The organism is Rufibacter psychrotolerans (assembly GCF_016924645.1).
GTDB lineage: Bacteria > Bacteroidota > Bacteroidia > Cytophagales > Hymenobacteraceae > Nibribacter > Nibribacter psychrotolerans.
Window position 1 is genome coordinate 13940 of sequence record NZ_JAFFJV010000007.1, and the last position, 13133, is coordinate 27072.

The window sequence follows — 13133 nt, forward strand, 5'->3', positions numbered from 1 at the left end:
GCCTTTTTTAAGTTGTGTACGTAAGCTAGGTTAGAAAATGAAAAGACGCTTGTTGCGTCTTCTTAGAAGAACCCACTCATCCTAACTCGCTTTCGTATGTTTGACCTAGACACAGATTTCATCCCCGGCAGGGGAAGTAGCGCTTCTTCGTCTGAATCTGAGGTAACTTCTTCCAGTGCCTATTCTTCTATCACCACCAATACTCCTAAAGCGTCTCCCGCGCCCGCTTCTGGGCAAACCCTGGAGACGTACCTCGCGTCTGTCTCGGCCATCATCTGTTTATCGCACCTCCGGTGGGACTTTGTGTACCAGCGTCCGCAGCACCTTTTGTCCAGATTTGCGAAACATACCCGCATCTTCTTTTTTGAGGAGCCCTACTTCCATGAAGGGGCCCAACCCCGGTTGGAGCTGCAGGAGCGGGAGAATGGCCGGCTGTCTATTGTAGTAGCCCACTTGCCCACCGGGCTTACGCCGGCAGAGATAGATGCAAAACAGGCCGAACTGCTCAACGCTTTCCTGGCAGACCATGACCTGCAGAAGACCGTTTTCTGGTATTATACGCCCATGGCCCTGGAGTTTACCCGGCAGTTTGAGCCCGCGCTCACGGTGTTTGACGTCATGGATGAGCTGTCGGCGTTCAAGTTTGCGCCGCCCCGCCTGCTGGAGCTGGAGCAGGAACTCATCAATAAGGCCGATATCTTGTTTACCGGCGGGCAAAGCCTGTATGAGGCCAAAAAGCACCGGCACAAAGAAGTGTACGCCTTCCCCAGCAGCATTGACAAGGCGCACTTTGCCAAGGCCCGCCAACCGCAGGAAGACCCCGCCGACCAGGCCCACATCCCGCACCCGCGCATGGGCTTCTTTGGCGTGGTAGACGAGCGGTTTGACATTGAATTGCTACGCGAAGTGGCTGCCGCCCACCCAGAGTGGCAGTTTGTGATCATAGGACCTGTTGTGAAAATAGATCCGGCTGTCCTGCCTTCCAGTGCCAACATCCACTACCTGGGCGGTAAATCTTACCAGGAACTGCCCGCTTACCTGGCCGGCTGGGATGTGGCCATGCTGCTGTTCGCCCATAATGACTCTACCAAGTACATCAGCCCTACTAAAACCCCAGAGTACCTGGCAGCCGGCAAGCCGGTGGTGTCCACCTCCATCCGCGACGTGGTGCGCCCTTACGGGGAGCTGAACTTGGTGCACATAGCAGACGGGGCCCCAGAGTTTGAGGCCGCCATTGAGAAAGCCTTACGCCAGAAAGACGACAAGGGCTGGATGCGCAAGACCGACGATTACCTGGCGGGCATCTCCTGGGACAAAACCTGGCAGAACATGGTGCGCCTGATGCAGTGCGTATCACAGGAGAAAAAGAAACGCTCTGCCTCTTAGTTAAAGTACAGTTTAAAAAAGGATCTGCGCGTTTGCCGGCTGTTTTGGGGCCATTTCCCCAAAAGCAGCAGAAAACGCCTGGCTACCTCTTGCTCCCGCCCGGGTAGGAGTAGCATTGGTATGACGTTAACAAAAGTATCTGATGTAAAAAATTAGCCAAATAATTATATGTTCGACTATCTGATTGTAGGAGCAGGATTTGCCGGGAGCGTACTAGCCGAGCGATTAGCTACGTATTCCAATAAAAAGGTATTAATCATAGATAAACGCCCCCACATTGGCGGGAACGCCTATGATCATTATAACGAAGACGGGATTCTGGTGCACAAGTACGGCCCACATATCTTCCACACCAACTCCAAAGAGGTGTTTGAGTACCTGGGCCAGTTCACTGAGTGGCGCCCCTATGAGCACCGCGTGCTGGCCAGCGTAGACGGGCAGCAGGTGCCCATCCCCATCAACCTGGACACCATCAACAAACTGTACGGCCTTAACCTCACCTCCTTTGAGCTGGACAAGTGGTTTGAGTCGGTGGCCGAGAAGGTGCCGGTGGTGAAGACCTCAGAAGATGTGGTGGTGAGCAAGGTAGGCCGCGAGCTCTATGAGAAGTTCTTCCGCAACTACACCCGCAAGCAGTGGGGCATGGACCCCTCTGAGTTGGACAAGTCGGTGACCTCGCGCGTGCCCACCCGCACCAACCGCGATGACCGCTACTTCACAGACACCTACCAGGCCATGCCCTTGCACGGCTTCACCAAGATGTTTGAGAACATGCTCAGCCATCCCAACATCAAGATCATGCTCAACACCGACTACCACGAGATCATAGACGTGATCCCGTTCAAGGAGATGATCTACACCGGCCCGGTAGACGAGTTCTTTGACTTTAAGTACGGCAAATTGCCGTACCGCTCCCTGGAGTTCAAACACGAGACCGTGAACAAAGAAGTGTTCCAGCCGGTAGCCGTGGTGAATTATCCAAATGAGCAGCTCTACACCCGCGTCACCGAGTTCAAGTACCTCACCGGGCAGCAGCACCCTAAAACCAGCCTGGTGTATGAATTCCCACGGGCTGAGGGAGATCCTTACTATCCGGTGCCAAAGCCAGAGAACGCCGAGCTCTACAATAAGTACAAGAAGCTGGCCGACGCCACGCCCAACGTACACTTTGTGGGCCGCCTGGCCACCTACAAATACTACAACATGGACCAGGTAGTGGCCCAGGCGCTCACCCTGCACAAGAAGCTCACCGAGAAGGAGAAAATCACCCTGCCGGTGGTAGATGGCGTAGATGTGCTGCCCAAAGTAGTGCGGGAGGCTTTAAACGGAAGTTCCACCAAACTGAGTACGAATGGCAAACATTGAGCTTTGGGGCGGCGTTGAGTGTACCGTAAACCGAGTAGGAGAGCAGTACTTTGATCAGTTGGTCCAAAGCGGGCATGCCCAGCGGATCTCAGATTTAGATCTGTTTGCCGAGCTGGGCATCCAAAAGATCCGGTACCCGGTGTTGTGGGAGAGCGTGGCGCCAGACCAGCCAGACCAGCACGACTGGACCTGGGCTACTGAGCGCCTCACCAGACTCCGGGAACTGGGCATAGAACCTATTGTGGGGCTGCTGCATCATGGCAGCGGCCCCCGGTATACCAGCCTCGTAGACGAGGAATTCCCCCAGAAATTTGCGCAGTACGCGCGCGCCGTGGCCCAGCAGTTTCCCTGGGTAACGTATTACACCCCCATCAACGAGCCCCTCACCACGGCCCGGTTCAGCGCCCTGTACGGGCTATGGTACCCGCACGCCAAAGACGATGCCTCCTTCCTGAAAGCCCTGCTCAACCAGGTCGTGGCCACCAAACTGGCCATGCAGGCCATCAGGGAAATCAACCCCAACGCCAAACTGATCCAGACCGATGATCTGGGCTTTTCCCACAGCACGCCCGCGTTGCAGTACCAGGCAGCCTTTGAGAACCACCGCCGCTGGCTTTCCTGGGACCTGCTCTGTGGAAAGGTAGACCGGCAGCACCCGTTGTGGCAGTACCTGCGGCACGGCCAGGTGCCTGAGGCAGTATTGCTGGACCTGGTGGCGAACCCCTGCCCGCCCGACGTGATTGGGGTCAACTACTACGTAACCAGTGAGCGCTACCTGGACGAACACATCATTGACTATCCCTGGCACACGCACGGCAGCAACCACCAGCAACGCTACGCCGATGTGGAGGCCGTGCGCGTGCAGGCCGCCAACCCCTTGGGCGCCCAAAAGATTCTGGAACAGGTGTGCGAGCGGTATGACCTTCCGGTGGCGGTGACCGAGGCCCACCTCTGTTGCACCCGAGAGGAACAGATGCGCTGGCTGGCCGAAGTCTGGGATTCTGCTTCGTTTTTACAAAAACAGGGCAAAAACATAGTGGCCGTTACCGCCTGGACCCTGCTGGGTGCCTATGACTGGAACAGCCTGCTTACCCAGCAAAACGGCCATTACGAGGTGGGCGTGTTTGACCTGAAAGGCGGCGTGCCTGCCCGCACCGCCATCTCTAAGTTCCTGAGCGGGCTAACCACCAACCAAGAGCGCCACCCCTTGCTCAAGATTGCCGGCTGGTGGAAGCGCGCCTGCCGCAGCGAATACCCGCCCCTGGCCGAGTGCCCCGAGGTGTGGGACATACGCGCTGCGCCAAAACTCACCAAGCGCACCGCCGTGCCGCCGCTCCTGATCACCGGCGCCACGGGCACCCTGGGCCGGGCCTTCGCCCGCATCTGTGACCTGCGGGGCATCCCGTATGTGCTTCTCACGCGGCAAGACCTGAACATCGCAGAGGCGTCATCGGTAGAAAAGGCCCTGATTAAATTCAAGCCCTGGGCCGTGATCAACGCCGCCGGCTACGTGCGGGTAGACGAGGCCGAACAAGAGCCCGACGCTTGCCTCCAAGGCAACACCGCCGGTCCGGTACTGCTGGCCCAGGCTTGCCAGGCCCGCGGCATCGGGTTGGTCACGTTTTCCTCTGACCTGGTGTTTGATGGTGAAAAAAAGAGCCCTTACACCGAGGAAGACCAACCCCGTCCGCTGAACGTGTACGGGCGCAGCAAGGCCCAGGCCGAGGAGCAGGTGCTGGCCGTCATGCCCGAGGCCCTGGTCATCAGAACCAGCGCGTTCTTCGGGCCCTGGGACGAGCACAACTTTGTATACCACGCCCTGCGGGCCATCTCACGGCAGAGCCCGTTCCAGGCCGCCAACGATGTGGTGATCACGCCTACCTACGTGCCCGACCTGGTGAACGCCACCCTTGATTTACTCCTGGACGGCGAAAGCGGCATCTGGCACCTGGCCAACCAGGGCAGCTACACCTGGGCCGAATTGGCCGAGCTGGCTGCCAGGCTGGCCGGTTTAGAACCAAGTCCCTGGCTGAAACCTGTCCCTAAAGAAAGCTTCCAATGGCCGGCCGCCAGGCCTGCGTACGCTGCGCTGGGCACCACCAAACGGGCCATTCTTCCCGGGGTGGAAGACGCGCTCAACCGGTACCTGAGGGTGACTGAGTTCCCGGTGCGGCCGTCTTTGCCGCCGCAGGAAGAAGAAGTACCGGTAGAGAAAAGACTGTCTGCCGGCGCGTAATCCATTTCCCCCTTCTTTGCTCCGTTTTCGGCCTGTTTCGCGCGAAACAGGCCGAAAACGGAGCTTTTGCTTTTGGGGCAGCGCCACAACTGATCCTGGTTTTTCAGCACTGGTCTGTGCGGGAGCAGCGGCTTACTTCCTACCCGTTAGGCAACCCGCCGAGCTTACTCAGGAGGGTAGGGGCGGGGACCTGAGTATCTCCCGTTTTTTTGCCTTTTCAGAAAAATAGGCCCTAAAACCGGGACGATATTGTCTTTGTTCGGCATTTTTAGCAGATTTCAACTTTCTCTGACGTTCCGTCAGGTGCTGGGCACTATTGCGTAACTGGTATTGTTTTAGCTAGATAGAAAATTGTCGGAAAAACCGCGTATTTTTGAGATTGAATCAAGTACATTTTAAATAACACTTTATGTTTGATTTTTTTGGGAAGACGGTCGCTAAGATTTTCGGAACCAAATCGGACCGGGATATCAAGGGCGTACTGCCGTATGTGACGCTCATCAACCAGGAGTTTGCCCAGTTGGCTTCTCTCACTGATGACCAATTGCGGAACCGTACGCAGGAGGTGCAAGCCACCATTGCCGAGCGCCTGAAGCCCATTGATGATAAAATAGCCGCGCTGCACCAGCGCATTGAGAACGAGCCCGAGCTGGACATCGCCGCCAAAGAGGAGATCTTCATCCAGATTGACGAGCTTGAGAAAGACCGCAACAAAGACCTGGAAGTGGTGCTCATGGAAGTACTGCCCCAGGCCTTTGCCATTGTAAAGGAAACGGCCCGCCGCTACAAAGAGAACGGGCAACTGGTGGTTACCGCCACCGACTTTGACCGCAACCTGGCCGCCCGCAAGCCTAACGTGCAGATTCAGGGCGATAAAGCCGTGTGGCTGAACAAATGGATTGCCGCCGGCAACGAGGTAACCTGGGACATGGTGCACTATGACGTACAGCTGATTGGCGGTATTGTGCTGCACCAGGGCAAGATTGCCGAGATGGCTACGGGTGAAGGGAAAACCCTGGTGGCAACGCTGCCCTCGTTCCTGAACGCCCTGGCCAAACGCGGCGTGCACGTGGTAACCGTGAACGACTACCTGGCCAAGCGTGACTCTGAGTGGATGGCGCCCCTGTTTGAGTTCCACGGCATCACCATTGACTGCATTGACAAGCACCAGCCCAACACCGACGCCCGCCGCAACGCGTATTTAGCAGACATCACCTACGGTACCAACAACGAGTTCGGGTTTGACTACCTCCGCGACAACATGTCCCGCGAGCCGGGTGAACTGGTGCAGCGCAAGCACCACTACGCCATGGTGGATGAGGTAGACTCTGTGTTGATTGACGATGCCCGTACGCCGTTGATCATCTCCGGCCCCGTGCCGCGCGGCGATGAGCACGAATTCTACGTGCTGAAGCCCCGTGTGGCTGCCTTGGTAGAAGCCCAGCGGAAACTGGTGGGGAACTACCTGGTGGAAGCCAAGCGCCTCATCAAAGAAGGAAACGAGAAAGAAGGCGGTCTGGCCCTGTTCAGAGCCTACCGTGGTTTGCCTAAAAACAAGCCCCTGATCAAGTTCCTGAGCGAGACCGGCGTGCGCCAGATCCTGTTGAAGACCGAAGCCTTCTACCTGCAGGACCACGCCCGTCAGATGCCGGAGGCCGACAAGCCTTTGTTTTTCACCATTGACGAGAAGCACAACCAGATTGAGCTCACCGAGAAAGGCATTGACCTGATCACCGGTCAGGGCGAAGACCCGCACCTGTTCATCCTGCCAGACATCGGGACGGAGTTGGCTAACATAGAAAACCACAAAGAGCTGTCTGCCGATGAGAAACTGCACCAGAAAGAGCGCCTGATTCAGGAGTACCAGGAGAAGTCGCAGCGGGTGCACACCATCAACCAGTTGCTCAAAGCCTACACCTTGTTTGAGAAAGATGTAGAGTACATCGTGACCGAAGACCGCAAGGTGAAGATCGTAGACGAGCAGACTGGCCGCGTGATGGAAGGCCGTCGTTACTCAGACGGGTTGCACCAGGCCATTGAAGCCAAGGAAAACGTGCGCGTGGAAGACGCCACGCAAACCTACGCGACGGTGACCTTGCAGAACTACTTTAGAATGTACCACAAACTGGCCGGTATGACCGGTACCGCCGAGACCGAAGCCGGTGAGTTCTGGGAAATCTATAAACTGGACGTGGTGGTGATTCCAACCAACCGCCCGGCCCAGCGCAAAGACGAGCACGACAAGGTATACAAAACCACCCGTGAGAAATACAACGCCGTGGCCGAAGAGATTCAGCAGTTGACCCAGGCCGGGCGTCCGGTGCTGGTGGGTACCACTTCGGTAGAGATCTCTGAACTGGTAAGCCGTATGTTGAAGATGCGCGGCATTCCGCACCAGGTCCTGAACGCGAAACAGCACCAGCGCGAGGCCGAGATTGTGGCCGAGGCCGGTAAACCAAGCACCGTGACCATTGCCACCAACATGGCCGGCCGTGGTACCGACATCAAGCTGACCCCAGAGTCCAAAGCGGCGGGTGGTCTGGCTATTATTGGTACCGAGCGCCACGAGTCGCGCCGCGTAGACCGTCAGTTGCGTGGTCGGGCCGGTCGTCAGGGTGACCCGGGATCTTCGCAGTTCTTCGTGTCTTTGGAGGACAGCCTGATGCGCCTGTTCGGGTCTGACCGCATTGCCCGCCTGATGGACCGCATGGGGCTAGAGGAAGGCGAAGTGATTCAGCACTCCATGATCACCAACTCTATTGAGAGAGCGCAGAAGAAAGTGGAGGAGAACAACTTCGGTACCCGCAAGCGCCTGTTGGAGTACGATGACGTGATGAACGCCCAGCGCGAGGTGGTGTACAAGCGCCGCCGCAACGCCCTCTACGGCGAGCGTCTGGAGCTGGACATCTGGAACATGATCTATGACGTGGCCGAGGACATCGTGCAAACCTACAAAGCCACCGGCAACCACGAAGACTTCCTGCTGCACATCATCAGGGTATACGGCTTCAACTCCGGCATCACGGCCTCTGAGTTAACCAACCAGTCGGCTGACGTGCTGATGGACCGCCTGTACAACGAGGCGCTTGATTTCTACCTGGCCAAGAACCAGCAGATCATGGAGAACTCGGCCCCCATCATGGCCGATATCTACGAGAACCGCGGGCCTATGATTGAGAACATTGCCGTGCCGTTCACCGATGGGCGCAGACAAATCACCGCCATTGCCAACCTGGAGAAAGTGGTGAACACCCACGGCCGTGAGCTGATCAAGACGGTAGAGAAAGTGATCACGCTGGCTACCATTGACCAAGCCTGGACGCAGCACCTGCGTGAGATGGACGACCTGAAGCAGAGCGTGCAGAATGCGGTGTATGAGCAGAAAGATCCGTTGTTGATCTACAAATTTGAGTCTTTTGAGCTGTTCAAGCGCATGATCAGCAAGGTGAACGAAGAAACCGTTTCCTTCCTGTTCAAGGCAGACCTTCCAATCCAGCAGGAGCAACCCGCCCCGGTGCAGGAAGCCCGTCAGCCGCAGGCGCCTAAAATGCCTAAGCTGCATGAGCAGAAAGAAGAAGTGCATTCTACGCTGGAAGAACCAACGCAAGGCATGCCGTCTATGCCCCAGGCCGCTGCTCCCAAGCAGATGCCCATCAGAGCAGAGAAGCATGCCGGCCGCAACGACCGCGTGAACGTGATGTACTCAGACGGCCGCGTGCTCAAAGACGTAAAGTTCAAAAACGTAGAAAACGATTTGCTCAACAACCGTTGCGTACTCATTGAAGACTAACGTAAACGTACCCATTTTTCCGGAACAGAGCCTGGCACCGTACATAGACCATACGGTGCTCAGGCCTGATACCACCCAAGCCATGGTGGCACAACTCTGCCAGGAAGCGATTCAGCATCGGTTCGCGGCAGTGTGCGTGCCACCTTGCTTTGTGCGGCAGGCGGTAGCCGCCCTGCAGGACACCGGCGTGAAAGTGGCCACCGTAGTGGGTTTCCCGCTGGGCTACCAGCTAACCAAGGTGAAGTTCTTTGAGGCGCACCAGGCCCTGTCTGAAGGCGCCAACGAGATTGACGTGGTCATGAACATCGCCGCGTTCAAGTCGGGCAAGCATGAGGAGGTGGTGTCTGAACTGCAGGAACTCAGCACGCTGTGCCACTTCCGCAATTCCATCCTGAAGGTGATCATTGAAACCGCCTTGCTCACCCCGGAGGAAATTGTGCAGGTCTGCCGGCTTTGCGTAGAGGCCGAGGTAGACTACGTGAAAACCTCTACCGGGTTTGCTGCTGCCGGTGCCCAGATTGAAGACGTGCTGCTCATGCGCGCCAACCTACCCAAACACATAAAGATCAAAGCCTCGGGCGGAATCAAAACCAAGGAAGCCGCCCTTGCGTTGGTGAACGCAGGAGCAGACCGGATTGGAACATCCTCCGGCGTTTCATTGCTATGACTTGGAGAAACATGACAGCCAGATTTTTTACCTTCCTCTGCCTGGGCGCCATGATGAGTTGCGCGGCCACCAGCAGCAGTACCAGCACCTCCAACGGCAATGGGTCGGTGACGGAAGAGACGCGTGCAGAGAAACGGGGCAGCGGCACGGCTCCCAACATAGACACCAGGAAATACCGCACCACCTTTCCGGCAGCCCCTTCGCACGCCTCAGCCCCGGCGGCACCAGCGGCGCCCACCCACCACGTGCGGGAGCAGGTAAGTGTGCTCATGGACAGCGTGGCGCAGGCCAACAAAAACATCAAGTACGCGGCGGGGTACCGCATTCTGGCCTACACCGGCATTGAGCGCAACACGGCCATGACCCTGCGCAACAACTTAATTCAGCGGTTGCCCGAAGCCAAGGACTACCTCACGTACAAGCAGCCCACGTACCAGCTAAAGATAGGAGACTTCTTTACCCGCGTGGAGGCACAGGCCGCCCTGGCCAAGATCCAGGACCTGTTGCCCAATGCCCTGCTGGTGCAGGAAACCATCAACATACCCAAGTAAGGCTACGCCGCCTGGCCACAACCGCCGTTTTAGGACAATTTCTCAGAAAACAGCCCTAAAACGGCGGTTGTGTTTTTTGGGGCTCAAGCAGCGGACAGAGGTGTGTATGGCCACCCGCAGCCAATGCAGCTAGGTACATACACCAGAGAACCGCGAAATGTACGTATGGCGGGGGGGGGGAGATACGGAAAATTAAGAGGTAAATACTTAATTGTGCTAACCAAGTGCAGAAGCGGAGCAGGTTACCCCGTAGCTTTATACAAAGGCAGGGAGCCTGAAACGCTATGAACGAAAGGGACTTGATTTTGGCACACTTGTTTCAGAAAGTGAGGGATTTCCCGGAGCCGGAAGATCACCCTACGTCTTCCCGCCAGTTGGCCCTGGATACCCAGCTTTCCCTGGAGCAGGTACTGTCGCTTTGCCAGGAGCTGGCCGAGGAAGGCTTTTTGTCCCTCAGTCCGCTGAGCAGCCCACCCTTGGTATACTTAACCATCACGGGAGTGGCCCGGGCCAGAAGACTGCGCTAGGCCTCCAAAAGCTCTGAAGAACCAGAATGCTACCGCTATCCAGAGCACTCCCTGTTTTAGCGGGGTTTTCAGGAAAACCCAGTAAAAACAGCACTTTCGGTTTATAGCCGTACCTTTGCGGGCACAGAATCTTGTTTCTACCATGCCACAACTTGCACGTCATATCCAGCAACTCGCTCAAAAATACGCCCAGGACACCATTGCCACCCGGCACCACCTGCACCAGCACCCCGAGCTTTCTTTCCAGGAGTTTGAGACCTCGGCGTACGTGTTCCGGAAACTGCAGGAATACGGGCTGGAGCCGCAGCGCCTCACCGAAACCGGCGTAGTGGCCTTGGTCAAAGGCCGGAACCCCGAGAAAGCCACCACCGCCCTGCGCGCCGACCTGGATGCCCTGCCCATCCTGGAGACTAATGACGTGGCGTACAAATCTAAGAACCAAGGCGTGATGCACGCCTGCGGCCATGACGTGCACACGTCTTCGCTCCTGACCACCGCCCGCATTCTGCAGGAACTCAAAGATGAGTTTGAGGGCACGGTGAAGCTGATCTTCCAACCCGGCGAGGAAAAATTTCCGGGAGGCGCTTCTCTCATGATCAAGGAAGGCGTGCTGCAGAACCCCGCGCCGCAGAGCATCCTGGGCCAGCACGTGTTTCCGTTCTTGCCCGCCGGCAAAGTGGGGTTCCGCTCAGGCATGTACATGGCCTCGGCCGATGAAATTTACATCACCGTGAAAGGCAAAGGCGGCCACGGCGGCTTGCCCGAGCAGCTGGTGGACCCGGTGTTGATCTCGGCGCACCTGTTGGTGGCGCTGCAGCAGATTGTGAGCCGCCGGGCCAACCCAAAGGTACCATCGGTGCTGTCGTTTGGAAAAGTGATCGCCAACGGCGCTACCAACGTGATTCCCGGCGAGGTGAAAATAGAAGGCACCTTTAGAACCATGGACGAAAGCTGGCGCGCCGAGGCCAAGCAGAAGATCAGGAAGCTGGCCGAGGGGCTGTGCGAAAGCATGGGCGGTTCCTGCGAGATCAACATCATGGACGGCTACCCCTTCCTGAAGAACGATCCGGCCCTGGTTTCCCGCGCGCGCGCCGCCGCCGAGGCGTATTTGGGCCCCGAGAACGTGGTGGAACTGGACATGTGGATGGCCGCCGAGGACTTCGCCTATTACTCCCAGCAAACCGATGCCTGCTTCTACCGCCTGGGTACGCGTAACGAAGAGCAGGGCATTACCTCGGGCGTGCACACCCCCACGTTCAATATTGACGAAGCTGCCCTGGAAGTAGGCAGCGGCCTCATGGCCTGGCTGGCCATCCATGAACTTCAGGAACTGGCTTCCAAAGCATAGTTTTTTTTAGGTCAATAATTAGGTCAAAAAGACTCCCGCGTTTTCAGGCTTTATTTCAGAAATGAGCCTGAAAACGCAGGAGTCTTTTTTGTCTGGTAGTCTGACCTTGTAAATGTTCTCACCAACAATCTGAACTACGCTTCCTAAAGCAGAGACCCTCTTTAAAGTGGGCAGGAGAGATGATGACGTTTTCTTGTCCTTCTGATTCTAGTTCATGTCTGTGACTTGGACCTACCATAGGCTGAAGTTTGTAAATCAATGAAGCGAAAACCTCAAGAACACTTAAAGCGAGATTTCTTCCTACTGCCGTCCTTTCTAATCTTTTATTTCTGTTCGCCGTTTCGCCATCTTCGCCGTTGTTGGTGTTCTCACCAACAATCCCATCTGCTCCTCCGGTTACCTCAAGCCGTTAACTCCTGTTACGTAAATCAGTACTCGCCCTTCGCACGTTTGCCAGGTTGATCCTTGGTGTTCAACCTAACCCAACGAATCAAGAAACCCAGAATTTGCCGCCGCTCAATTAGTGAACTCGGCACTGCTTAGGTAGGGTGCCTTAAGCATTAGAAGCCTATCTGGCCTGGGTCGGTGCCGAAGAAAGGCTTTGTTAAAGACAGAATGTCTTAATATGCGAAATTGATGTGATTTTTATATGTCTTTATGGCAGTAAATGCCTTGGTTTTCCAATTGGTACAGAATTTATAGATAGGTAAGTATCCAATTGAAATGGCAACATAAAACATTAGAAATAAAGACAATGGCAACTGTAAAACAACATCCGGTAGTACCAAACAGAGTTCCCCAGACCTTCAGCAGCCTGCTTGATACCTTCTTCCAGGACGCAGTAAGTCCGCGTAGAGTGCAGGGCTTTGCCCCGGCCGTAGACCTGTGGGAGACCGAGAAAAGCTATGAACTGGACATGGCCTTACCGGGCCTGAAGAAAGAAAACATCAACGTGGAGTTTGAGGAGGGCGTGCTGCGCGTGAGCGGTGAGCGCCTGTTCAACCAGGAAAACAAAGACCAGAAATTCCACCGCGTAGAGAACCTGTACGGCAAGTTCAGACGCTCTTTCCAACTGCCCGAGAACGTAGACGCGGCCGCCATAGACGCGCAGTTTGACAATGGCATGCTGCATATCTCGGTGCCTAAAGTAGAGGAGAAAGTGGTGAAACACCAGATCTCCGTGAAATAACAGCGGTGTTAAAAAAAAGTTAAAAAGGCGCCTTCGGGGGCCTTTTTGGCTTAGTCTTTGTTGATTTAACCATA

The 13133-nt window shown here is 56.0% G+C and carries 9 protein-coding genes; all 9 read left to right on the forward strand.

Annotated elements, in window-relative coordinates:
* The first annotated feature begins 96 nt into the window (after positions 1–96).
* The 9 genes from JT718_RS08210 (at position 97) to JT718_RS08250 (ending at position 13059) form a co-directional block, all read left to right on the forward strand.
* Positions 97–1386 (forward strand): glycosyltransferase family 1 protein, encoded by a 1290-nt coding sequence (locus JT718_RS08210; protein WP_205501746.1) that lies wholly within the window; start codon positions 97–99, stop codon positions 1384–1386.
* 168 nt (positions 1387–1554) lie between these two features.
* On the forward strand, positions 1555–2751 hold the full coding sequence (gene glf / locus JT718_RS08215; RefSeq protein ID WP_205501747.1) for a UDP-galactopyranose mutase: 1197 nt from the start codon (positions 1555–1557) through the stop codon (positions 2749–2751).
* Positions 2738–4987, forward strand: a complete 2250-nt coding sequence (locus tag JT718_RS08220) for an SDR family oxidoreductase (protein WP_205501748.1) — start codon at positions 2738–2740, stop codon at positions 4985–4987. Before glf ends, JT718_RS08220 begins: the two co-directional genes overlap by 14 nt.
* A gap of 409 nt (positions 4988–5396) precedes the next feature.
* Complete coding sequence (gene secA / locus JT718_RS08225) at positions 5397–8777, forward strand: preprotein translocase subunit SecA (RefSeq protein ID WP_205501749.1); 3381 nt, start codon at positions 5397–5399, stop codon at positions 8775–8777.
* The gene (gene deoC, locus JT718_RS08230) at positions 8767–9444 is read left to right on the forward strand and encodes a deoxyribose-phosphate aldolase (protein WP_240337002.1); all 678 of its coding nucleotides are present in this window, start codon (positions 8767–8769) and stop codon (positions 9442–9444) included. Before secA ends, deoC begins: the two co-directional genes overlap by 11 nt.
* A gap of 11 nt (positions 9445–9455) precedes the next feature.
* Complete coding sequence (locus tag JT718_RS08235) at positions 9456–9995, forward strand: sporulation protein (protein WP_205501750.1); 540 nt, start codon at positions 9456–9458, stop codon at positions 9993–9995.
* 284 nt (positions 9996–10279) lie between these two features.
* Positions 10280–10522 carry a hypothetical protein gene (locus tag JT718_RS08240; protein WP_205501751.1) on the forward strand — a complete coding sequence of 81 codons (243 nt, stop codon included), beginning with the start codon at positions 10280–10282 and terminating at the stop codon, positions 10520–10522.
* 142 nt (positions 10523–10664) lie between these two features.
* Complete coding sequence (locus JT718_RS08245; RefSeq protein ID WP_205501752.1) at positions 10665–11870, forward strand: M20 metallopeptidase family protein; 1206 nt, start codon at positions 10665–10667, stop codon at positions 11868–11870.
* Positions 11871–12624: 754 nt separating this feature from the next.
* The gene (locus JT718_RS08250; protein ID WP_205501753.1) at positions 12625–13059 is read left to right on the forward strand and encodes an Hsp20/alpha crystallin family protein; all 435 of its coding nucleotides are present in this window, start codon (positions 12625–12627) and stop codon (positions 13057–13059) included.
* Positions 13060–13133 lie beyond the last annotated feature (74 nt).

What these genes read in the sequence shown, in the direction of transcription:
- JT718_RS08210 (WP_205501746.1), top strand. Translation starts at nt 97, where the DNA reads ATGTTTGACCTAGACACAGATTTCATCCCCGGCAGGGGAAGTAGCGCT.
- glf (WP_205501747.1), top strand. Translation starts at nt 1,555, where the DNA reads ATGTTCGACTATCTGATTGTAGGAGCAGGATTTGCCGGGAGCGTACTA.
- JT718_RS08220 (WP_205501748.1), top strand. Translation starts at nt 2,738, where the DNA reads ATGGCAAACATTGAGCTTTGGGGCGGCGTTGAGTGTACCGTAAACCGA.
- secA (WP_205501749.1), top strand. Translation starts at nt 5,397, where the DNA reads ATGTTTGATTTTTTTGGGAAGACGGTCGCTAAGATTTTCGGAACCAAA.
- JT718_RS08235 (WP_205501750.1), top strand. Translation starts at nt 9,456, where the DNA reads ATGACAGCCAGATTTTTTACCTTCCTCTGCCTGGGCGCCATGATGAGT.
- JT718_RS08240 (WP_205501751.1), top strand. Translation starts at nt 10,280, where the DNA reads ATGAACGAAAGGGACTTGATTTTGGCACACTTGTTTCAGAAAGTGAGG.
- JT718_RS08245 (WP_205501752.1), top strand. Translation starts at nt 10,665, where the DNA reads ATGCCACAACTTGCACGTCATATCCAGCAACTCGCTCAAAAATACGCC.
- JT718_RS08250 (WP_205501753.1), top strand. Translation starts at nt 12,625, where the DNA reads ATGGCAACTGTAAAACAACATCCGGTAGTACCAAACAGAGTTCCCCAG.